Origin of the sequence: Luteimonas lutimaris (assembly GCF_039537065.1) — a bacterium.
Classification (GTDB): Bacteria; Pseudomonadota; Gammaproteobacteria; order Xanthomonadales; family Xanthomonadaceae; genus Luteimonas; species Luteimonas lutimaris.
In genome coordinates this window covers 144,418-165,951 of record NZ_BAAAZU010000024.1, presented here as the reverse complement: position 1 = coordinate 165,951, position 21,534 = coordinate 144,418, and the positions used below count along the sequence as shown (strand labels likewise).

The following is a 21,534-nucleotide window of genomic DNA, read 5'->3' as shown; positions in this document are numbered from 1 at the left end:
GCGCCGCGCCGGCGTCGCGTCAGCCAGCGACCGACAGCCGGTACCAGTCGACCTTGCGGGTCAGCACCATCACCGCCGCCAGGATCACGAACAGCAGGCCCGCGCCGAGCACCAGCGCGTTGTCCTCCGACACGAGCAGGCCGTAGAGCGCGGCGTACAGCGTCGCCAGCATCACCGCGAAACCCAGCCCGCGCAGCGCGCTGCGCAGCACCGCGCTCAGGTAGAAGCCCAGCAGTCCGATGCACGCCACGCTCGCGACCAGGTACGCCCAGCCGAACTCGATGTGCTCGGACAGGCTCACCAACAGCAGGAAGAAGATCGCCAGCGCCAGCCCGACCAGCGCGTACTGGACCGGGTGGATGCGCAGCTGCCGGATCAGTTCGAACATGAAGAAGCCGACGAAGGTCAGCGCCACGAACAGCAGCCCGTACTTGGTGGCGCGGTCGGCCTTGGTGTAGATGTCGACCGGGTCGATCAGCTTCAGCTCGATGCCGTCCACGCCGGCCAGCACGCTGGATGCGTTGCCACCACCCCGCTTCAAGCCGCGCAGGACCTGCGCCTGCGTGTTCGACGCCAGCGCCGGGCGGTCCCAGCTCGCGCGAAATCCGTCGTCGCCGACGTCGAGCACGTCCGGCGACAGCGTGCCGACGAAGCTCGGATGCGGCCACGGCGAGTCCAGCGCGACGTGGTTGTTGTCGCCCAGCGGCACCACGGCCAGCGACTCGGTGCCGGCAAGCGTGAAATCCAGGCGGCTGCGCAACGCGAGCCGCTGCCCCGCGCGCGGCGCCGGCAGGCGCGCGTGCACGCCGTCGCCGCCCTGCCCGTCCAGGCCCTGCAGCACCTTCGCCTCGCGGCCGTCCACCTGCAGCCGCGACTTGCGCAGCCCGCGCACGTCGCCGACCGCGTAGCCCAGGTAGGGGCGGCCGATGCTGCGCGCGGCGGCCGGATCGGCGTCGTCGGGAATGCGCACGTCGAAGTCCGCCTGCGCATGTCCCTGCCACGCATACACCCGCACCCGGTACAGCCCGCTGCGGCGGACCTCCGGTTCCAGCTTCCCGCCCACGTCCAGCGTCTTCGGGAAAAACACCCACTGCCGCCGCTCGGTGCGGTGCACCACCTGCTCGACCCCGTACTTGTCGCGCTCGACCACCTCCACCTGCTCGCTGTAAGGCACCACCAGCACCGGCCCGGCCAGCGACTGCCGCCCGGCATTGCTCCGCGCCACCTTGGCCACCGCCTCCGCACGGTAGCCCTCGCGCTCATGGATGACGCCGCGGATCATCGCCAGCGGCACCAGGATGGCCAGGGTCAGGCCCAGCACCATCAGGATCTTGAAGCCCAGTCGCATCGTGTTTCCCCTCGTCGTGTGAGGACCGCACGATGGCGACCGGCCGCGGCGGGACGATGGCGCGATGGTGAAGTGGCGGTGAAGTTGCCTTTGCTGTTGCTGTTGCTGTTGCTGTTGATCTTGACCTTCGGGGCCCCTCCGAAGCGGCGGAGCCGGCGGACAAGACCCGGAGGGCGCCGCACATGGATGTGCGGCGTGTTTCTTTGCGCCAGGTTTCTTTGCACAAGCAAAGAAAGGTGGCTCGCGCGCTCAGCGCGCGAAACGCTCTTGATCTTGAACCTGGACTTGATCTTGTTATTCGCGGAGACAGCAGGAGCAGCTCGCTGCGCTCGCGCCCTCGTCCGCCCTTCGGGCACCTTCTCCCGCACGCGGGAGAAGGGTCACGGCGTCGCCGCGGCCGGCAGCTCGATACTCGCCACCGCACCGCCACCCTCGCGATTGACCAGCCCCGCACACCCGCCGTGCAACTCCGCCACCTGCGCAACGAAGCACAACCCCAGCCCGCTGCTCCGGCTGCCGCCCTCCGGCCGCGGCAGCGAATAGAACCGTTCAAACACGCGACCGGCGGCATAGTCCGGCACGCCCGGCCCGCGATCGGCCACCGCCAGCCGCAGCGTGTCGCCGTCACGCTGCACCGATATCTCGACCACACTGCCGTGCGGCGCGAAGTCGATCGCGTTGTCGAGCAGGTTGGCCAGCGCCTGCCGCAGCAGGAAACCGTCGCCCACCACCACCGCGCCCGGATCGCCGATATCGCGGGCCAGCGACACTTCCGCCGCTGTGGCGGCCGTTTCGACCTGCGCCAGCGTTTCGTCCAGCAGCCCGGCTACCGCCACCGGCGCGGGCTGCTCCAGGCGCTGGCGGTGTTCGACCGCGGCCAGCGCCAGCAGCTTGTCGATCATCTGCGCCATGCGGTCGCCCTGGGCCCGGATGGTGGCGACGAAGCGCACGCGGTCGGCGTCGGGCAGCGGCGACTCGAGCAGTTCGGCGCTGCCGCGGATCGCCGACAGCGGGCTTTTCAGCTCGTGCGTGAGCGCATGCACGTACTGCTCGACGTACTGCTTGCCTTCCAGCCGGTCGCGCATCGTCGCCAGTGCACGGCCGAGGTCGTCGAACTCGCCCGCCGTGCGCGGTACTTCGACGCGTTCGCCCGCGGTCACCGCCTGCGCATAGCGTCGCAGCCGCCCCAGCTGCCGCGACAGCCACCAGGCCGCGAGCACGCCGACCAGTAGCGCGGTGCCCAGCAGGACCAGGCCCCAACGCAGCACCGCCTGCTGGCTGCGCTCGATGAACGGCGCGATCGCGCGGTTGGGCTTGGCCACCGTCAGCACACCGGCGATGCGGCCGTCCGCATCGCGGATCGGGGCGGCAACGTGCATGACGGTGGAGTTCTCGTCGTCCGGGTCGCTGCGGGTCGAGCGCGCGCCGTACTGCCCGCGCAGGGTGAGGAAGACGTCGTTCCAGCGCGAGTAGTCGCGCCCCATGTCGCGCCCGGCCGAATCGAACACCACGATGCCGCGCGCGTCGGTGACGTAGACGCGGTAGTCGCTGGCCTGCTTGCGGAAGCCCCAGATGTGCGCGTCGATGTCGCGTTCGCCCAGCGCCCGCATGCGGCGCGCGAAGCGGCCGTCGGCGATGTGGCCTGCGAGGAAGTCGTCGGCGGCCAGCTCGGCCAGCGCGTTGGCGGTGTCGGCCAGGGTGTCCTCCATCGCCTGGCGCACGCCCGGCTTGACCTCCTGCACGAACACGTTGCCCAGCAGCCATGCCGCCAGCGCGACGATGACGAAGTAGCCCAGCAGGATGCGCAGGCCGATCTTCATGTTCGCGCGTCCCGCCCCACGGGCTCAGCGTCCCGCCAGCTCGAGCGAATAGCCGAGCCCGCGGTGGGTGCGGATCGGATCCTCGCCCGGCGCCAGCGCGCGCAGCTTGGCGCGCAGCGTCTTGACGTGGGTATCGACGGTGCGGTCGCCGCTCTCCAGCGCGTCGCCCCAGACCCGGTCCATCAGCTGCGCCCGCGACAACACCGCGCCGGGGCGCGCCAGCAGCGCGGCGAGCAGGCCGTACTCGTAGCGGGTCAGGTCCAGCGCATGGCCGTGGTAGCGGATGCGCATGCCTTCGGCGTCATGTTCGAACGCCCCGGTGGCCGCCGCGCGGGGTGCCTCCGCCGCCGCCCGCACCCGCCGCAGCAGCGCGCGCACCCGCGCCACCAGCTCGCGCGGCGAGAACGGCTTGACCACGTAGTCGTCGGCGCCCAGTTCCAGCCCGAGCACGCGATCGGCCTCCGCGTCGCGCGCGGTGAGGAAGATCACCGGCAGGTCGCGCCCGCGGCGCAGCTCGCGGCACAGCGCGAAGCCACCGATGTCCGGCAGGCCGACGTCGAGGATCGCCAGGTCGTGGGTGCCGCCCTGCGCGGCACGCAGTGCGTCCTGCCCGGTCAGGCAGTGCTCGGCCTCGAAGCCCTCGGCCCGCAGCGCGTAGAGCACGGTGTCGGCGATCGCGGTTTCGTCTTCGACCAGGAGGATGGAGGGCATGGGGGTGGTGGGGGCTGCGGGCTGAGGGATTCGGGACTCGGGACTCGGGACTGGCAACGTACGGATCGGTCGGGTGCTTTGCATCCGGGATACCCTTGCACGGGATGGTAGCTGCTCCCCGCTGCTTGCAATCACCAGTCCCATTCCCCAGTCCCGGTCTCCCATGAACTATCGCCACGCCTTCCACGCCGGCAACCATGCCGACGTCTTCAAGCACGTCGCGCTGCTGGCGATCTGCGACGCGCTGGTGGCCAAGCCGGCGCCGTGCTTCGCGCTGGACACGCATGCCGGGCGCGGGCTGTACCGGCTCGGTTCCACCGCCGCGCAGCGCACGGGCGAAGCCGAGGACGGCATCGCGCGGCTGCTGGCCGAGCGCCCGCGCGAGTCGGCTATCAAGCGCTACCTCGCCGCGGTGGAAGCCTGCCGCGCTGCCCACGGCGCGGACGCCTACCCCGGCTCGCCGTGGCTGCTGGCCCACGCGCTGCGCGAACAGGACCGGATTGCCTGCTGCGAGCTGCAGCCGGTGGAGGCCGAGGCGCTGCGCGCGAACTTCACCGGCGACGAGCGCATGGCCGTGCATGCGCGCGACGGCTACGCCGCGGTCCGCGCGCTGCTGCCGCCCCGCCACGGCGCGCTGCGCTACGCCCGCGGACTGGTGCTGGTGGACCCGCCGTACGAGGCGCAGCTGGAGGAATTCAGCGCCGCGCTGGCCGCGCTGAAGGAGGCGCTGGCGCGCTGGCCGACTGGCACCTACTCGCTGTGGTACCCGATCAAGCTGCGGCGCGCCCTGCACCCCTTCCTGCGCAAGGCCGCGCGGCTGCCGGCGAAGTCGGCGCTGGTGGCGGAACTGCTGGTGCGTGCCGATGACTCGCCGCTGCGCATGAACGGCAGCGGCCTGCTGCTGCTCAATGCCCCCTGGAAGCTGGACGCGGCGCTGGCACCGGCGCTGCGCGCGCTGCAGGGCGCGCTGGGCGAAGCCGGCGCCTCGACCCGCCTGGAGTGGCTGCGCCCGCCGGAATAAGCGCGAAATCGCCATCAGTGTTCGAGCTTTTTGGGGACTCGGGACTCGGGACCCGGGACCCGGGACCCGGGTGGGTACGGAGGATTTGCTCTTCTGTCTTGCCAGCCCGGCCATTCAAAAGCTCGCGGCTGAAGCCGCTCCTGCAAGGGTCGCTGACTCAGTTCGCCGGGCTGGACGCCCCGTGCACGTCGTCGTCGGAGACATCCGGCTCGAAGAAGCTCCAGCGCACGTCCGGGAATTCCGCCTGCATCGCCTGCTCCACCGCGTTGACCTGCGCCACCAGCGCGCCGGCGTCGGCCGCGCGCATCCGCGCCTTCACCGCCACCATCACCTCGTTGCCCAGCTGCAGGGTGATCAGGTTGAACACGCGCGCGATCTCCGGGCGCGCCTCGAGGAAGGTCCGCATCTGCGCCTGCCGCTCCGGGTGCACGCCCTGCCCGATCAGCATCGCCTTGACCTCGATGGCGACGAACACCGCCACCACGATCAGCAGCGCGCCGATGGCGATGGTGCCCAGCGCGTCCCACATCGGGTTGCCGGTGGCCACCGTCATCAGCACCGCGAACAGCGCGAACGCCAAGCCCAACAGCGCGGCCAGGTCCTCGCCGAAGATCACCACCAGCTCGGCCTGGCGGCTGCCGTGGAACCACTGCCACAGGCTGCGCCCGCCGCGCGCCTTGTTCACTTCCTGCATGCAGGTCCGCATCGAGATGCCCTCGGCGACGATGCCGAACACCAGCACGCCGGCCGCCCACCCCCATTGCCGCAGCGGCTCTGGCTGCTGCAACTTGTGGATGCCCTCGTAGAGCGAGAACATGCCGCCGACGGTGAACAGCATCACCGCCACCAGGAACGACCAGAAGTAGATCGCCTTGCCGTAGCCGAGCGGGTAATCGGGCGACGGCGGGCGCCGGGACTGCCTCACGCCGAGCAGCAGCAGCAGCTGGTTGCCGCAGTCGGCCAGCGAGTGCACGGTTTCGGCCAGCATCGCGCTGGAACCGGTGAAGAACGCCGCCACGCCCTTGGCGCAGGCGATCGCGAAGTTGGCGCCGAGCGCGAAGAAGATCGCGCGGGTGGAATCGCCGCTGCCGGCCATTGGGCATATCCGTTTCGTCGGGACCGGCATGGTGCAACCTCGTCCTGGCATCCGCAACGCGCGCCGAACACCCGTTCTTCACGGCGGCTAGGGTTCCTTAACGCCATGGATGCCATCTTTCCCGCATGAGCGCTCGCAACCGACTCCCCCCCTGGCACGAACGACTGCGCCTGGCCAACGGCCGTGAAATCCTGATCCGGCCGATCCGCGCCGACGACGCTGGTCCGCTGAAGGCCTCGTTCCCCCTGCTGCAGCCCGAGGAAGTGCGGCAGCGCTTCCAGCATCGGGTCAAGGAGCTGAGCGACGAAACGCTGCAGCGCCTGACCCAGCCGCAGCCGAAGACCGAGTTCGCACTGGTCGCCGCCGAGCCGCTGCCGCCCGGCGAGGCGCTGGTGGGCGCGGTCGCGCGCGCGGCGATCGCGCCGGGCACGCGCGACGCGGAATTCGCCATCCTCGTCAGCCACTACGTCGCCGGCATGGGCCTGGGCCGGCACCTGATGCGACGGCTGGTGCGCTGGGCGAAGGGCAAGAAGCTCGACCGCCTGTGGGGCGAGGTGCTGGAGGACAACCAGCCGATGCTGTCGCTGCTCGATTCGCTGGATTTCCGCCGCGAATCCGCGGGCACGCCGGGCCTGGTCCGCGTGGTGCTCGACCTGTCGCCGTCCAGTGCGCGGAAAACATCGGCCGGTCGCGGTGAAGGGCCGCGCCCGCCCGGTTAGCCAGAGGCCGAGCGCCGGCGCCTGTCACAGGCATCGGCTTCCCGGCCGCATCCCCGGGGATCACCCTCCCGATCGACCCGGCGACCGTCGAATGAGCGCGATCGCGCGCTGATCCCGCATCGCGGCGATGCCGTCGCCGCGAGCGGCTAAAATGGACGTCCCTGCGGCGGGCGCATCGCGTCCGGCGCTGTCGTTGTTGCGGATGCAGATGTCCCGGACCCCCGATTCCCCCCGATCCCCCGCTGTCCCCGCCGTCCCCGCCCCGCCGCTGCCCAGGACCGGGCAGCAGCGCGCGTACTGGCGCCAGCCGGCTAGCGCGAGCGCGCTGGCGTGGTCGATCGCCGGCGCCGCGCGCGCCCATGGCGGCCCGCTGCTGGCCGTCGCGCGCGACAACCAGCACGCGAACCAGCTCGAAGCCGACCTGCGCACGCTGGTCGGCGACGACCCCGCGCTGCCGGTACTGAACTTCCCCGACTGGGAAACCCTGCCGTACGACCACTTCAGCCCGCACCCGGAGATCGTGTCGCAACGGTTGGCGACCCTGCACCGGCTGCCGGCGCTGCGGCGCGGCATCGTGGTGGTGCCGGTGCAGACGCTGATGCAGCGGCTGGCGCCGCTGGCCTACGTGGTCGGCGGCAGCTTCGACATCCGCGTCGGACAGACGCTGGACATGGACGCGGAGAAGCGCCGGCTGGAGTCCGCCGGCTACCGCAACGTGCCGCAGGTGTTCGACCCGGGCGACTTCGCCGTGCGCGGCGCGCTGCTGGACGTGTATCCGATGGGCGCGGACGCGCCGTTCCGGATCGAACTGTTCGACGACACCATCGACACCATCCGCGGTTTCGATCCGGAGACGCAGCGCTCGCTGGACAAGGTCGAGGCGGTGCAGCTGCTGCCCGGCCGCGAGGTGCCGCTGGACGAGGCGTCCACCGCACGCGCGACGGATGCGCTGCGCGAGCGCTTCGACATCGACACCCGCCGCAGCGTGCTGTTCCAGGACCTGAAGGCCGGCCACGCGCCGGCGGGCATCGAGTACTACCTGCCGCTGTTCTTCGACCGCACCGCGACGCTGTTCGACTATCTCGCCGACGACACGCTGCCGCTGGTCGCTGCCGGCGTGGCCGAGGCGACAGATCACTTCTGGAAGCAGACCGGCGAACGCCACGAACAGCGCCGCCATGACATCGAACGCCCCCTGCTGCCGCCCGACGCGCTGTACCTGCCGCCGGCGGCGCTGCGCGAACGGCTCAACGCAGGCGACCGGATCGAGGTCTGCGGTGCGCAGCACCCGCGCCACGCGCAGGCCGCCGCACTGGGTGACCAGCCGGCGCCGGAGTTGCCGCTGGTGGCCAGGGACGCGCAGCCGGCCGCGGCGCTGAAGTCGTTCCTGGGCAGTTATCCCGGCCAGGTACTGATTGCCGCGGACACCGCCGGGCGGCGCGAGGCATTGCTGGAAGTGTTGCACGCCGCCGGTATTCGACCGGATGTGCTGGCATCGTTCCAGGATTTCATTGCCGGCGTCCGGCGTGGCGACAGCGTCGCTCCAATGGCGGCAGTCGATCCGTCCGCGCAGGGGATGGAGAACGTACACATCGCGGTCGCACCGCTGGACGACGGCTTCGCGCTCGACGCGGACGCCGCGGGCGGCGTTCCATTCGCCATCCTCACCGAGCGCCAGCTGTTTCCAGAACGCGCCTCGCAACCGCGCCGCCGCCGTCGCGCCGGGCGCGAGCCCGAAGCGATCATCCGCGACCTCGGCGAACTGTCCGAGGGCGCCCCGATCGTGCACGAGGACCACGGCGTCGGCCGCTACCGCGGGCTGGTGACGCTGGAGGCCGGTGGCCAGCCCGGCGAATACCTCGACATCGAGTACGCCAAGGGCGACCGCCTGTACGTGCCGGTCGCGCAGCTGCACCTGGTCAGCCGCTACTCGGGCGCGTCGCCGGACACCGCGCCGCTGCACAGCCTTGGCGGCGAACAGTGGACGAAGGCGAAGAAGAAGGCCGCCGAGAAGGTCCGCGACGTCGCCGCCGAACTGCTCGAGATCCAGGCCAAGCGCCAAGCCCGCGCGGGCCTGGCGATCGACGTCGACCGCGCGATGTACGAGCCGTTCGCGGCGACCTTCCCGTTCGAGGAGACGCCCGACCAGCATGCCGCGATCGAGGCGGTGATCCGCGACCTGTCGTCCTCGCAGCCGATGGACCGCGTGGTCTGCGGCGACGTCGGCTTCGGCAAGACCGAGGTGGCCGTGCGTGCGGCATTCGTCGCCGCCACCGGCGGCCGCCAGGTCGCGGTGCTGGTGCCGACCACGCTGCTGGCCGAGCAGCACTACCGCACCATGGCCGACCGCTTCGCCGACTGGCCGATCCGCGTGGAAGTGCTGTCGCGCTTCAAGTCCGGCAAGGAGAACAAGGCCGAACTGGACCGTCTGGCCGAGGGCAGGATCGACGTGATCGTCGGCACCCACCGCCTGTTGCAGAAGGACGTGCGCTTCAAGGACCTGGGGCTGGTGATCGTCGATGAGGAACAGCGCTTCGGCGTGCGCCAGAAAGAGGCGCTCAAGGCGCTGCGCGCCAACGTGCACCTGCTCACACTGACCGCGACCCCCATCCCGCGCACGCTCAACATGGCGATGGCCGGGCTGCGGGACCTGGCGATCATCGCCACCCCGCCGGCACATCGCCTCGCGGTGCAGACCTTCGTGGTGCCGTGGGACGACGCACAGCTGCGCGAGGCCTTCGAGCGCGAACTGGCGCGCGGCGGGCAGGTCTACTTCCTGCACAACGATGTCGAGAGCATCGGCCGCATGCAGCGCCAGCTGCAGGAGCTGGTACCGGAGGCGCGCATCGGCATCGCCCACGGCCAGATGCCCGAGCGCGAGCTGGAGCGGGTGATGCTCGACTTCCACAAGCAGCGCTTCAACGTGCTGCTGTGCTCGACCATCATCGAGTCGGGCATCGACATCCCCAATGCCAACACCATCATCATCAACCGCGCCGACCGCTTCGGCCTCGCGCAGATGCACCAGCTGCGCGGGCGCGTGGGCCGCTCGCACCATCGCGCCTATGCGTACCTGGTGATCCCGGACAAGCGTTCGATCACCAGCGACGCGCGCAAGCGGCTGGAAGCGATCGCATCGATGGACGAACTCGGCGCCGGCTTCACCCTGGCCACCCACGATCTGGAGATCCGCGGCGCCGGCGAACTGCTGGGCGAGGACCAGAGCGGGCAGATGGCCGAAGTCGGCTTCAGCCTCTACACCGAACTGCTGGAGCGCGCGGTGCGCAGCATCAAGGCCGGCAAGCTGCCGGACGACGACGCCATCCACGACCGCGGCGCCGAGGTACTGCTGAACGTGCCGGCGCTGATCCCCGAGGACTACCTGCCCGACGTGCACACCCGGCTGATGCTGTACAAGCGCATCAGCTCGGCGCGCGACGCCGAAGAACTGCGGGAGCTGCAGGTGGAGATGATCGACCGCTTCGGCCTCCTGCCCGACCCGGTCAAGTCGCTGTTCGCCACCGCCGAGTTGAAGCTGCAGGCCAACGCGCTGGGCATCCGCAAGCTCGACCTGGGCGCCAACGGCGGCCGGCTGCAGTTCGTCGAGAAGCCGAACGTGGACCCGATGGCGGTCATCCGCCTGATCCAGGGCCAGCCGAAGCACTACCGCATGGACGGCCCGGACAAGCTGCGCATCACCCTCGACCTGCCCGACGCCGCCACCCGCTTCAACGCCGCGCGCGGGCTGCTGACCGCGCTGCGGCCCGACAAGGCCGCGTAACCCGCAATCCTGCAGGAGCGGCTTCAGCCGCGAGCTTTTTGCCTGATCGACCTGCACGCAAAGAGCTCGCGGCTGAAGCCGCTCCTGCAAAAAGGCCAATCACCGATCCCGACCCTTCAGCTAGAATTGCCGCGTTTGCCCGCCCGGAGCCCCGCATGTCATCCCCACTCGCCTATCGCCGCATCCTGCTCAAGCTCTCCGGCGAGGCCCTGATGGGGGACGAGGACTACGGCATCGATCCCAAGGTGATCGGCCGCCTGGCGCGCGAGGTCATCGAGGCGCAGCAGGCCGGCGCCGAGATCGGCGTGGTGATCGGCGGCGGCAACATCTTCCGCGGCGCAGGCCTGGCGGCCGGCGGCATGGACCGGGTCACCGGCGACCAGATGGGCATGCTCGCGACCGTGATCAACGCGCTGGCGATGCAGGACGCGCTGGAGAAACTGGGCGGCAAGGTCCGGGTGATGAGCGCGATCAAGATCAACGACGTGTGCGAGGACTACATCCGCCGCCGCGCCATCCGCCATCTCGAAAAGGGCCGGATCGCGATCTTCGCCGCGGGCACCGGCAACCCCTTCTTCACCACCGACTCGGGCGCCGCGCTGCGCGCGATCGAGATCGGCGCCGACCTGTTGCTCAAGGCCACCAAGGTCGACGGCGTCTACGACTCGGACCCGAAGAAGAACCCGGACGCCAAGCGCTTCGACACGCTGGGCTACGACGAGGTCATCAGCCGCAACCTCAACGTGATGGACACCGCCGCCTTCGCCCTGGCCCGCGACAGCAGCCTGCCGCTGCGCATCTTCGACATGGGCCAGCCGGGCGTGCTGCTGCGCATCCTGCGGGGCGAGGAAATCGGCACGCTGGTGCGGTGAAAGCGGGACTCGGGACTCGGGAAAAGCAGGAGTCCCCAGCCCCTGGCCTCCTGAAATAGTGTCCGCCCCCCTCCACTGGCAGCATGCCCTCCCATGCACGGCCACTCGCACTCCCACGCCCATCACCACGGCTCGTCGACGCGCGCATTTGCCGCGATCACGCTGATCAACCTCGCCTTCACCGCGCTGGAGGCCGGCTACGGCTTTGCCACCGATTCGCTGGCGCTGCTGTCGGACGCGCTGCACAACCTCGGCGACGTGCTCGGCCTCGGCCTGGCCTGGGGCGCGGCGGTGCTCGCCAAACGGCGGCCGACGGGGCGCCACACCTACGGCTGGCGACGCGCGACGCTGCTCTCGCCGCTGGCCAACGCCGCCCTGCTGATCGGCTTTTCCGGCGCGCTGGCGTGGGAGGCCGTGCGCCGTCTGGGCGCGCCGCCGCAGATCCCGGCGACGCCGGTGATCGTGGTCGCGGCGATCGGCATCGCGGTCAACCTCGGCGCGGCCTGGTTCGTGCGCGACGGGCACGCCCATGACCTCAATCGCCGCGGCGCTTACCTGCACCTGGTCGCCGACGCGGCGGTATCGCTGGCCGCGGTGCTGGCCGGCATCGGCATGCTCACGCTCGGCTGGGCCTGGCTGGACCCGGCGACCGCACTGCTGGTCGGCGCGGTGGTGGCGGTTGGCGCGTTCGCCCTGCTGCGCGACAGCTTCGACGCGACCATGGACGCGGTGCCCGCGGGCATCGACCAGGCGGCCGTGCAGGCCTTCCTTGCCGGACAGCCGGGGGTTTCGGCCGTGCACCACCTGCACATCTGGCCGCTGGGCGCCGGCGAAGTCGCCATGACCGCGCACCTGGTGCGCGCGGAGGCCGGGGACCACGACGCGTTCATCGGCCGCCTCGTCCACGATCTCGACGAACGCTTCGGCATCCACCATCCCACGCTGCAGATCGAGCGCGGCGAGGCCTGCATCCAGGATATGCATGCGCAGGCAGACCAGGGGCACTGAGAGGCCGGCTTCGTTGCCGGCGAGGCTGCAGGAGCGGCTTCGGCGGCGAGGTTTTCCGGCGCCTGGATCAGGCGCTCGGGGCTGATGCCGAGCCCGCGGGGTGACCTGGGGCACGGGGCCGCCTGGGTCCCCGATTCGTGATCCGCCGCTTCACCCTATAATCCCGGGATTATGCCTTTGCCCCGGAGCCGGCCATGATCGACGACATCAAGAAGGATGCGCAGACCCGCATGAACAAGAGCGTGGAATCGCTGCGCCACGACCTGACCAAGGTCCGCACCGGCCGCGCCTCCACCGCCTTGGTCGACCACCTGAAGGTCAACTACTACGGCTCGGACATGCCGCTGACCCAGGTCGCCAGCGTCACCGTCGCCGACGCACGCTCGCTGGTCATCACCCCGTGGGAAAAGCAGATGGTGCAGCCGGTCGAGAAGGCGATCCTCGCCTCCGATCTGGGCCTGAACCCGACCACCGCCGGCACCGTGATCCGCATCAACCTGCCTGCCCTGACCGAGGAGCGCCGCAAGGAGCTGTCCAAGCTGGTCCACGGCGAGGGCGAGAACGCCAAGGTCGCGATCCGCAATATCCGCCGCGACGCCCTGCAGCAGGTCAAGGACCTGCTCAAGGAGAAGGAAATCTCCGAGGACGACGACCGCCGCGCCGCCGACGACATCCAGAAACTCACCGACCAGGGCATCAAGGACGTCGACGAGGTGGTCAAGGCGAAGGAACAGGAATTGATGGCGGTATGAGGACCCGGGATCCGGGATCGGGGACGGGGGATTCGGAAGAGCGAATGCATCCGGCTCCACGGCATGGCGCCAGCGCAGGCGTTTCCCTGCTTTCTCGAATCCCCGATCCCCAATCCCGAATCCCGGCGCCCCAATGACCCTCCCCCGCCACCTCGCCGTCATCATGGACGGCAACGGCCGCTGGGCCGCGCGGCGCAGGCGGCCGCGCATGGTCGGGCACCGGGCGGGCGCGCGGGCGGTCAACCTGTGCATCGACTTCTGCCTGGAGCGCGGGATCGGCGCGCTGACCCTGTTCGCCTTCTCCAGCGAGAACTGGGGCCGGCCGGAGGAGGAAGTCGGCGCGCTGATGAAATTGTTCCTCAACGCGCTCGAGCGCGAGGTGGTCGAACTCGACCGCCGCGGCGTGCGCGTGCGCTTCATTGGCGAGCGCGGGCGCTTCGCCGCGCAGATCCGCGCGCGCATGGAAGCCGCCGAGGCCCAGACCGCCGGCAACACGCGCCTGGCGCTGAACATCGCCGCCAGCTACGGCGGCCGCCAGGACATCGCCATGGCCGCGCGCGCGCTGGCGCGTGACGTGGCCGAGGGCCGGCTGCAACCGGACCAGATCGACGAGGCACTGTTCGCCTCGCGCGTGGCGCTGGCCGACCTGCCGCCGCCCGACCTGTTCATCCGCACCGGCGGCGACATGCGCATCAGCAACTTCCTGCTGTGGCAGCTGGCCTACACCGAGCTGTGGTTCACCGATACCCTGTGGCCCGAGCTGGACGCGGCGACCCTGTCGCGCGCTCTGGACGATTTCGCCGGCCGCGAGCGCCGCTACGGCCTCACCGGCGAGCAGGCCGCCGCACTGGAGACCTCCGAATGACCCGCACCCGCGTGATCGCCGCACTGCTGATGGCGCCGCTGGCGATCCTGGCGATCCTGCTGCTGCCCACGCCGTGGATGGCGGCGGTGGCGGCGGTGGTGTTCCTGGCCGGGCTGTGGGAATGGCTGAAGCTGGCGGAGGTCGACGACACCTTGCAGCGGACCATCCTGCTGCTGCTCAACCTGTTGCTGATGGTGCTGATGGTGTGGGCGGCGCAGGGTTCGTTCGTGCTGTTCCAGATCGTCGCCGTGGTGGGCGTGGGCTGGTGGCTGCTGGCGCTGCTGTGGCTGCGCTTTTCCTCCTTCGCCTCCGACCACGACACCCATGCGCGCGTGTTCAAGCTCGCCGCCGGCACGCTGGCGACGCTGGCGGCGTGGTGCGCGCTGGTGCTGATCCACGGCGACCAGCCGGTGCAGGGCGATCCGCCGATGGGCCATCGCTGGCTGCTGACGGCGCTGGCGATCGTCTGGGCCGCGGACTCGGGTGCCTACTTCGCCGGCCGCCACCTGGGCGGCAAGCTGTTCAAGGGCCGCAAGCTGGCGCCAAGGATCAGCCCGAACAAGACCATCGAAGGCCTCCTCGGCGGCGTGGTGGCCGGCGTCGCCACCGGGCTTGCGTTCGGCTGGCTGGCCGGCGCCGCGCCCGCGCAGCTGCCGGCGCTGGCGCTGGTGGCGCTGGCGACCGTGCTGTTCTCGGTGGTCGGCGACCTGTTCGAGAGCCTGCTCAAGCGCCACGTCGGCGCCAAGGATTCGGGCAACGTGATCCCGGGCCACGGCGGCGTGCTCGACCGCCTCGACGGCGTACTCGCCGCCCTGCCGGTGTTCCTGCTCGGCAAGGAACTGCTCGGCTTCTGAACATGCCGGCTTCCGACCTGCAATCCGTCGCCGTCCTCGGCGCCACCGGCTCGATCGGGACGTCGGCACTGGACGTCATCGCGCGCCATCCCGGCCGCCTGCGCGCCTCGGTGCTGGCCGCAGGCCGCAACGTCGATGCACTGCTGGCCCTGTGCCGTACCCATCGCCCGGATCATGCGGCGATCGCCGACCCGGACGGCCATGCGGCCCTGCGCGACGGCCTGGCCGCCGCCGGCCTGCCAACGCGGGCGCATGCGGGCATGGACGCGATCACCGACCTCGCCGCCGGCAACGCCTGCCAGACCGTGGTCGCGGCCATCGTCGGCGCCGCCGGGCTGGATTCGACCCTGGCCGCCGCCCGCGCCGGCAAGCGCCTGCTGCTGGCCAACAAGGAGTCGCTGGTGCTGGCCGGCGAGCTGCTGGTGGCCGCCGCCCGCGACGGCGGCGCCTGCATCGTGCCGGTCGACAGCGAGCACAACGCCATCTTCCAGTGCCTTGACGGCCGGGGTTCGGCCAACCACGCCGAGGACGTGCGGCGGATCGTGCTGACCGCCTCCGGCGGACCGTTCCGCGGGCGCAGCCGCGAACAGCTGGCCGACGTGACCCCGGCGCAGGCGATCGCCCATCCCAAATGGTCGATGGGGCCGAAGATCTCGGTCGACTCGGCCACGCTGATGAACAAGGGCCTGGAGGTGATCGAGGCCCATCACCTGTTCGACATGCCTGGCGCGCGCATCGACGTGCTGGTGCACCCGCAGAGCCTGGTGCACTCGCTGGTCGAGTTCATCGACGGCTCCACCCTCGCCCAGCTTGGCCTGCCGGACATGCGCACCGCGCTGGCCGTGGGCTTCGGCTGGCCGCGGCGGATGGAATCCGGGGTCGGCGGGCTGGACCTGCTGACGCACGGGCGGCTGGAGTTCGAGGCCCCCGACACGGCGGCATTTCCCTGCCTGCGGCTCGCGTTCGAGGCGCTGGAGGCCGGCGGTACCGCCCCGGCGACCCTCAATGCGGCCAACGAAGTGGCGGTTTCATCGTTTCTTCAGGGGCGGATCGGTTTCCTGTCCATTCCCGCCCTGGTCGAAGACACGCTGGCGGCGCTGCCCGCGGCGCCGGCATCCTCGCTGGACGCGCTGCGCGAGGCCGACGCCCGTGCACGCGACCGCGCCACGCAACTGGCCACCCGCCTGACCGCCCCATGAGTCCGTCCGCATGAGCACCCTCGTTGGATCCCTGTGGTGGTTCGTCATCAGCCTGGGGCTGCTGGTCACCTTCCACGAATTCGGCCATTACTGGGTCGCGCGCCGCAACGGGGTCAAGGTGCTGCGCTTCTCGGTCGGCTTCGGCAGGCCGCTGTGGTCGCGGCGCGGGCGCGACGGCACCGAGTACGTGATCGCCGCGATCCCGCTCGGCGGCTACGTCAAGATGCTCGACGAACGCGAGGCCGAGGTGCCGGCCGACGAGCTCGACCAGGCGTTCAACCGCAAGTCGGTGTGGCGGCGGATCGCAATTGTGATCGCCGGCCCCGCGGCCAACCTGCTGCTGTGCGTGCTGCTGCTGTGGGCGATGTTCGTGATCGGGCGCCCGGGCTATGCGCCGGTGGTCGGACAGGCCGACGGCATCGCCGCCGCGGCCGGCCTGCATCGCGGCGACACCATCCTTGCCGTCGGCAACCGCACCACGCAAACCTGGGACGGGGTGATGATGGCCCTGCTGCCGCACGCCCTCGACCGCGAGGACGTCGACCTGCGCGTGCGCGACGCCGATGGCGGCGAGCGCGAGCACGCCCTCGGGCTGTCCGCCCTGCCCTCCAGCCTCGACGAGCGCGGCGTGCTGGCCGCGATCGGCCTGACCTCGCACCAGGCGCTGCTGCCGCCGGTGGTGGGCAAGGTCCGCGAGGACACCCCGGCCTGGGGCGTGCTGGCCGAGAACGACCGCATCACCGCCATCGACGGCCGCCCGGTGCGCTACTTCGACGACATCGGCGTGATGATCCAGCAGCTGGGCCGCCAGGGCGGCGAGGCCATGGTGGAGGTCGAGCGCGACGGCGAGCGCCTCGCCCTGCCGGTCACGCCGCGCCTGACCTCGGTGGACGGGCGCGGGGACTTCTGGATGCTGGGCATCGAGCCGCTCCACCGCAGCGAACTGCCGCCCAAGGACGCCGTCGAGCATTACGGCCCGCTGGCCGCGGTGCCAGCGGCGGTACGCGAGATGCGCTACCAGACCGTGCAGCTGTTCGAAATGGTCGGGCGGGTGTTCTCGGGCCGGGTGTCGGTGCAGAACTCGGTGGCCGGCCCGATCACCATCGCCCGCGCCGCGAACGCCTACGCGCAGCGCGGCGCGGCCTGGTACCTGACCATCCTCGCGCTGCTCTCGCTGAGCCTGGGCGTGCTCAACCTGCTGCCGATCCCGCTCTTGGACGGGGGTCACCTGTTGTATTACCTTATCGAGTTGGTCAAGGGCAGCCCGTTAAGCGAGCGTGCGATGGCCGCAGGGCAGTATGTCGGCCTTGCCCTGCTGGCGGGACTCATGGGTCTGGCGTTCTACAACGACATCCTGAACAACTTCGTACGGTAACTGTCCCACCATGCCCAGCCCGCGCCGCGGTTCGGGCGCCGACCCCAATCCTGGATCCGATTTGATGACGCGTACCCCCAACCGCCGCCTGCTTGTCCTTGCCCTCGCCACGGCCATGACCGGCCCCGCCTGGGCCCAGCAGACAGTCGACCCGCAGGCCGCCTTCGGGATCACGCCCCCTGAACAGCAGGCGCCCGCCGCGCCGGTCGCACGGCCCGACAGCAACTTCACCGTCAGCGACATCCGCGTCGACGGCCTGCAGCGCATCGGCGCCGGCACCGTGTTCACCTACCTGCCGATCGAGCGCGGCGACAGCGTCGATTCCTCGCGCATCGCCCAGGCGATCCGCGCGCTGTACAAGACCGGCTTCTTCGAGGACGTGCGCGCCGGCCGCCAGGGCGACATCCTGGTGTTCACCGTCAGCGAGCGCCCGGCGATCAACAAGCTCACCGTCACCGGCAACAAGGACATCAAGAGCGAGGAACTGCTCAAGGGCCTGGGCGACATCGGCCTGGCCGAGGGCGAGACCTTCGACCGCCTGAGCCTGGACCGCGTGACCCAGGAGCTCACCCGCCAGTACAACAACCGCGGCAAGTACAACGTCGAGATCAGCCCGACGGTAAGCAAGCTCGACCGCAACCGCGTCGACGTCACCATCGCGATCAAGGAAGGCAAGGCCGCCAAGATCCGCCACATCAACCTGATCGGCAACGAGGCCTTCGAGCAGGAAGACCTCACCGACTCCTGGGAGTCGGCCGAGAGCAACTGGCTGAGCTGGTACCGGCGCGACGACCAGTATTCGCGCGAGAAACTCTCCGGCGACATGGAGAAGCTCAACAACTACTACCTCGACCGCGGCTACGTCGACTTCAGCGTCGACAGCACCCAGGTCGCGATCAGCCCCGACAAGCGCGACATGTTCCTGACCATGGGGCTGACCGAGGGCGAGGTGTACAAGGTCTCCTCGATCCAGGTCACCGGCGACACCGTGCTGCCGAAGGAAAGCATCGAGCGCATGGTGCTGGTGAAGGAAGGCCAGACCTTCTCGCGCGCGCTGCTGGAACTGACCGCCGACTCGATCACCGCCACCCTGGGCAACATCGGCTACGCGTTCGCGCAGGTGAACCCGATCCCGGACATCGACCGCGACGACCGCACCGTGGCCATCAACCTGCAGGTGGTGCCCGGCCCGCGCGTCAACGTGCGCCGGCTCGTGTTCAAGGGCAACACCCGCACCTCCGACGAGGTGATGCGCCGCGAGATGCGCCAGTTCGAAGGCGCCTGGTACTCGCAGGTCGCGATCGACCGCTCCAAGGTGCGCCTGCAGCGCCTGGGCTTCTTCGAGCCCGGCAGCGTCGACGTGCAGACCCAGCCGGTGCCCGGCACCTCCGACCAGGTGGACGTGGTCGTCAACGTCAAGGAAACCACCTCCGGCAGCTTCGTCTTCGGCTTGGGCTACTCGCAGCTGGCCGGCGTGACCACCTCGGTGCAGCTGTCGCAGAACAACTTCCTGGGCAGCGGCAACCGCATCTCGGTCGAGGCGCAGCGCAACGTCTACCTGCAGCGGTATTCGTTCTCGTTCCTCAACCCCTACTTCACCGACGGCGGCCTGTCGCTGGGCTACAACCTGTGGTGGCGCGAGTTCGACAACTCCGAGTTCAACACCGCGCAGTATTCGTCGACCAGCGCCTCCGGGCAGATGGTGCTGGGCGTGCCGATCACCGAATCCGATACCGTCAGCGCGCTGTTCGGCATCGACCGCAACCAGATCAGCACCTTCCGCGGCTATACGCCCGACAGCATCGTCGACTACATCGACGCGCTGGGCGCGCGGACATTCCACTCCTGGCGCACCGAACTGGCCTGGGCGCGCGACACCCGCAACGACTACCTGCAGCCCACCCGCGGCACCCTGCAGCGCGTGTCGCTGGAAACCACCCTGCCCGGCTCCACCGTGCAGTTCTACAAGCTCAACTACGAGTTCTCCAAGTACTGGCCGATCTCGCGCGCGCTGGTGCTCAACACGCGCATCGACCTGGGCTACGGCGACAGCTACGGTTCCGACTCGGTGCGCGTGTTCTGCCAGACCAATCCCGGCCAGCCGCTGCCGACGCCTTCCGGCGCGGTCATGGCGGCCGCACCGGCGGACTGCGCGCCGGGCTCGACCTACGACCGGACCCTGGTCGCCAGCGGCCTGCCGTTCTTCGAGAACTTCTACGCCGGCGGCGCGCGCTCGGTGCGCGGCTTCCGCGACAACACCCTCGGTCCGCGCGAGGCGGCGGCCAACAGCACCTACCTGCAGCCGCTGGGCGGCTCGCTGAAGACGGTCGGCTCGCTGGAAATGTTCTTCCCCACGCTGTTCGACAGCCCGGCCGCGCGCATCTCGGCGTTCGTGGACTTCGGCAACGTGTACAAGGACGTGGACGCCTTCGACGCCAACGAGCTGCGCGTGTCCACCGGCGTCGCGCTGATGTGGCGCGCACCGGTCGGCCCGATCTCGATCAGCTATGCGTTCCCGCTGCGCCAGGGCGACAACGACGAGGTCGAACGCCTGCAGTTCACCTTCGGCGGCGCGTTCTAGCGGCAAGGGATCGAGGATCGGGATTTGGGAACCGGGAATCGCGACTTGCCAGCCGGATTCACCGCCGCCGAACTCGCACACCGGTTCGCCCTGCAGCTGAAGGGCGACGGCGCGGCCGTGGTCGCCGGCGTCGCCACGCTCGCCAATGCCGGTCCGGACCGGCTGTCCTTCCTGTCCAACCCGCGCTACCGCGCCCAGCTTGCCGATTCGCAGGCGGCCGCGGTGGTGATGCGCGCGCAGGACAGCGAAGGCTACGCCGGCACCGCGCTGCTCGCGGCCGACCCCTACGTCGCGTTCGCGAAGATCGCTGCGCTGTTCGACCCGCCGCCGCCGCTGCGGCCGGGTGTCCACGCCAGCGCGGTGGTGGATCCTTCGGCCAGGGTCGACCCGCAGGCGCAGGTCGATGCCTTCTGCAGCATCGGCGCGCGCGCGCAGATCGGTGCCGGCGCGGTCATCGGCCCGGGCTGCGTGATCGGCGACGACTGTGAGGTCGGCGAAGGCTGCGTGCTGGTCGCGCGGGTCACGCTCGTGCGTCGGGTACGGCTGGGCAGGCGCGTGCTCGTCCATCCGGGCGCGGTGCTCGGCGCCGATGGCTTCGGCCTGGCGATGGACGCCGGGCACTGGATCAAGGTGCCGCAGCAGGGCGGCGTGGTCATCGGCGACGACTGCGAGATCGGCGCCAACACGACCATCGACCGCGGCGCGATCGAGGACACGGTGCTCGGCGAGGACGTGCGCCTGGACAACCAGATCCAGATCGGCCACAACGTGCGCATCGGCGCGCATACGGCGATGGCCGGCTGCGCCGCGGTGGCCGGCAGCGCCACCATCGGCAGCTACTGCCTGGTCGGCGGCGCAGCGGGCATCCTCGGCCACCTCGAGGTCTGCGACCGGGTCATGATCACGGCGATGAGCCTGGTGACGCACTCGATCCGCGAGCCGGGAGAGTATTCTTCCGGCACGCCGCTCATGGCCAACCGCGAATGGCGCCGCAACGCGGCGCGGTTCCGGCAACTCGATACACTTGCACGCCGGGTCAATGCCCTCGGCAAGACCCCGCGCGACGAGGAGGATTGATGTCCGCACCCGTGACCCTGCCGATCGACGTCACCGCGATCCGGCAAATGCTGCCGCATCGCTATCCGTTCCTGCTGGTCGACCGCGTGGTCGAGTTCGAAGCCGGCAAGCGCGTGCTCTGCTACAAGAACGTCAGCGCCAACGAAGGCTACTTCCAGGGCCACTTCCCGGACCGCCCGGTGATGCCCGGCGTGCTGGTGATCGAAGCGCTGGCGCAGGCCGGCGGCGTGCTCACCCAGCTCACCCACGGCGGCGGCATCGAGGGCCGGCTGTCGTACCTGGTGAAGATCGACAACGCCAAGTTCTCGCGCATGGTGGTGCCCGGCGACCGCATGGACCTGGAGGTCACGATCCGGCGCGAGATCCGCAACATGACCCAGTATTGCGGCGTCGCCAGCGTCGACGGCCAGCAGGTGGCCTGCGCCGACATCCTCTGCGCCGAGGTCAAGAGCTGA

Annotated in this window: 17 protein-coding genes; 13 read left to right on the top strand and 4 right to left on the bottom strand. The window is 70.2% G+C overall.

The genetic code is table 11. The features are described from left to right. Positions 1 to 19: 19 nt before the first annotated feature. The 3 genes from creD to creB all read right to left on the bottom strand — a co-directional run bounded on the left by creD (position 20) and on the right by creB (position 3,879). Positions 20 to 1,348 (bottom strand): cell envelope integrity protein CreD, encoded by a 1,329-nt coding sequence (gene creD, locus ABD679_RS12140; RefSeq protein ID WP_344760239.1) that lies wholly within the window; start codon positions 1,346 to 1,348, stop codon positions 20 to 22. A 380-nt stretch (positions 1,349 to 1,728) separates the two neighbouring features. Further along, a complete protein-coding gene (creC, locus tag ABD679_RS12135) occupies positions 1,729 to 3,168 on the bottom strand; it encodes a two-component system sensor histidine kinase CreC (RefSeq protein ID WP_344760238.1) in 1,440 nt (479 codons plus the stop codon). A gap of 24 nt (positions 3,169 to 3,192) precedes the next feature. Next, positions 3,193 to 3,879, bottom strand: a complete 687-nt coding sequence (gene creB, locus ABD679_RS12130; protein ID WP_344760237.1) for a two-component system response regulator CreB — start codon at positions 3,877 to 3,879, stop codon at positions 3,193 to 3,195. 163 nt (positions 3,880 to 4,042) lie between these two features. On the opposite strand from creB, the gene ABD679_RS12125 reads away from it, so the two are divergent. Then, positions 4,043 to 4,900 (top strand): 23S rRNA (adenine(2030)-N(6))-methyltransferase RlmJ, encoded by an 858-nt coding sequence (locus tag ABD679_RS12125; RefSeq protein ID WP_344760236.1) that lies wholly within the window; start codon positions 4,043 to 4,045, stop codon positions 4,898 to 4,900. 157 nt (positions 4,901 to 5,057) lie between these two features. On the opposite strand, the gene ABD679_RS12120 is transcribed toward ABD679_RS12125, so the two are convergent. After that, positions 5,058 to 5,996 (bottom strand): cation diffusion facilitator family transporter, encoded by a 939-nt coding sequence (locus tag ABD679_RS12120; protein WP_344760235.1) that lies wholly within the window; start codon positions 5,994 to 5,996, stop codon positions 5,058 to 5,060. Between the two features lie 125 nt (positions 5,997 to 6,121). On the opposite strand from ABD679_RS12120, the gene ABD679_RS12115 reads away from it, so the two are divergent. The 12 genes from ABD679_RS12115 to fabZ all read left to right on the top strand — a co-directional run bounded on the left by ABD679_RS12115 (position 6,122) and on the right by fabZ (position 21,534). Continuing rightward, on the top strand, positions 6,122 to 6,715 hold the full coding sequence (locus ABD679_RS12115) for a GNAT family N-acetyltransferase (RefSeq protein ID WP_344760234.1): 594 nt from the start codon (positions 6,122 to 6,124) through the stop codon (positions 6,713 to 6,715). Positions 6,716 to 6,923: 208 nt separating this feature from the next. Next, the gene (mfd, locus tag ABD679_RS12110; RefSeq protein ID WP_344760233.1) at positions 6,924 to 10,496 is read left to right on the top strand and encodes a transcription-repair coupling factor; all 3,573 of its coding nucleotides are present in this window, start codon (positions 6,924 to 6,926) and stop codon (positions 10,494 to 10,496) included. Between the two features lie 155 nt (positions 10,497 to 10,651). Beyond that, complete coding sequence (gene pyrH, locus ABD679_RS12105) at positions 10,652 to 11,368, top strand: UMP kinase (protein ID WP_344760232.1); 717 nt, start codon at positions 10,652 to 10,654, stop codon at positions 11,366 to 11,368. Positions 11,369 to 11,461: 93 nt separating this feature from the next. Next, the gene (locus ABD679_RS12100; protein ID WP_344760231.1) at positions 11,462 to 12,376 is read left to right on the top strand and encodes a cation diffusion facilitator family transporter; all 915 of its coding nucleotides are present in this window, start codon (positions 11,462 to 11,464) and stop codon (positions 12,374 to 12,376) included. Between the two features lie 194 nt (positions 12,377 to 12,570). Then, entirely contained in the window at positions 12,571 to 13,128 is a 558-nt protein-coding gene (gene frr, locus ABD679_RS12095; RefSeq protein ID WP_344760230.1) for a ribosome recycling factor, read from the top strand. A 133-nt stretch (positions 13,129 to 13,261) separates the two neighbouring features. Beyond that, a complete protein-coding gene (gene uppS, locus ABD679_RS12090; RefSeq protein WP_344760229.1) occupies positions 13,262 to 13,993 on the top strand; it encodes a polyprenyl diphosphate synthase in 732 nt (243 codons plus the stop codon). Then, complete coding sequence (locus ABD679_RS12085; protein ID WP_344760228.1) at positions 13,990 to 14,847, top strand: phosphatidate cytidylyltransferase; 858 nt, start codon at positions 13,990 to 13,992, stop codon at positions 14,845 to 14,847. Before uppS ends, ABD679_RS12085 begins: the two co-directional genes overlap by 4 nt. A 2-nt stretch (positions 14,848 to 14,849) precedes the next feature. Then, complete coding sequence (locus tag ABD679_RS12080) at positions 14,850 to 16,046, top strand: 1-deoxy-D-xylulose-5-phosphate reductoisomerase (protein WP_344760227.1); 1,197 nt, start codon at positions 14,850 to 14,852, stop codon at positions 16,044 to 16,046. Positions 16,047 to 16,056: 10 nt separating this feature from the next. Continuing rightward, the gene (gene rseP, locus ABD679_RS12075) at positions 16,057 to 17,421 is read left to right on the top strand and encodes an RIP metalloprotease RseP (RefSeq protein ID WP_344760226.1); all 1,365 of its coding nucleotides are present in this window, start codon (positions 16,057 to 16,059) and stop codon (positions 17,419 to 17,421) included. Positions 17,422 to 17,485: 64 nt separating this feature from the next. Beyond that, positions 17,486 to 20,002 carry an outer membrane protein assembly factor BamA gene (gene bamA / locus ABD679_RS12070; protein ID WP_344760225.1) on the top strand — a complete coding sequence of 839 codons (2,517 nt, stop codon included), beginning with the start codon at positions 17,486 to 17,488 and terminating at the stop codon, positions 20,000 to 20,002. 45 nt (positions 20,003 to 20,047) lie between these two features. Beyond that, positions 20,048 to 21,079: a UDP-3-O-(3-hydroxymyristoyl)glucosamine N-acyltransferase gene (gene lpxD / locus ABD679_RS12065; protein ID WP_344760224.1), complete on the top strand. Its 1,032-nt coding sequence runs from the start codon at positions 20,048 to 20,050 to the stop codon at positions 21,077 to 21,079. After that, positions 21,079 to 21,534, top strand: a complete 456-nt coding sequence (gene fabZ, locus ABD679_RS12060) for a 3-hydroxyacyl-ACP dehydratase FabZ (protein ID WP_344760223.1) — start codon at positions 21,079 to 21,081, stop codon at positions 21,532 to 21,534. Before lpxD ends, fabZ begins: the two co-directional genes overlap by 1 nt.

Excerpts from the sequence above, each read along its gene's own strand:
- creD (WP_344760239.1), bottom strand. The coding sequence starts at position 1,348 with ATGCGACTGGGCTTCAAGATCCTGATGGTGCTGGGCCTGACCCTGGCC.
- creC (WP_344760238.1), bottom strand. The coding sequence starts at position 3,168 with ATGAAGATCGGCCTGCGCATCCTGCTGGGCTACTTCGTCATCGTCGCG.
- creB (WP_344760237.1), bottom strand. The coding sequence starts at position 3,879 with ATGCCCTCCATCCTCCTGGTCGAAGACGAAACCGCGATCGCCGACACC.
- ABD679_RS12125 (WP_344760236.1), top strand. The coding sequence starts at position 4,043 with ATGAACTATCGCCACGCCTTCCACGCCGGCAACCATGCCGACGTCTTC.
- ABD679_RS12120 (WP_344760235.1), bottom strand. The coding sequence starts at position 5,996 with ATGGCCGGCAGCGGCGATTCCACCCGCGCGATCTTCTTCGCGCTCGGC.
- ABD679_RS12115 (WP_344760234.1), top strand. The coding sequence starts at position 6,122 with ATGAGCGCTCGCAACCGACTCCCCCCCTGGCACGAACGACTGCGCCTG.
- mfd (WP_344760233.1), top strand. The coding sequence starts at position 6,924 with ATGTCCCGGACCCCCGATTCCCCCCGATCCCCCGCTGTCCCCGCCGTC.
- pyrH (WP_344760232.1), top strand. The coding sequence starts at position 10,652 with ATGTCATCCCCACTCGCCTATCGCCGCATCCTGCTCAAGCTCTCCGGC.
- ABD679_RS12100 (WP_344760231.1), top strand. The coding sequence starts at position 11,462 with ATGCACGGCCACTCGCACTCCCACGCCCATCACCACGGCTCGTCGACG.
- frr (WP_344760230.1), top strand. The coding sequence starts at position 12,571 with ATGATCGACGACATCAAGAAGGATGCGCAGACCCGCATGAACAAGAGC.
- uppS (WP_344760229.1), top strand. The coding sequence starts at position 13,262 with ATGACCCTCCCCCGCCACCTCGCCGTCATCATGGACGGCAACGGCCGC.
- ABD679_RS12085 (WP_344760228.1), top strand. The coding sequence starts at position 13,990 with ATGACCCGCACCCGCGTGATCGCCGCACTGCTGATGGCGCCGCTGGCG.
- ABD679_RS12080 (WP_344760227.1), top strand. The coding sequence starts at position 14,850 with ATGCCGGCTTCCGACCTGCAATCCGTCGCCGTCCTCGGCGCCACCGGC.
- rseP (WP_344760226.1), top strand. The coding sequence starts at position 16,057 with ATGAGCACCCTCGTTGGATCCCTGTGGTGGTTCGTCATCAGCCTGGGG.
- bamA (WP_344760225.1), top strand. The coding sequence starts at position 17,486 with ATGACGCGTACCCCCAACCGCCGCCTGCTTGTCCTTGCCCTCGCCACG.
- fabZ (WP_344760223.1), top strand. The coding sequence starts at position 21,079 with ATGTCCGCACCCGTGACCCTGCCGATCGACGTCACCGCGATCCGGCAA.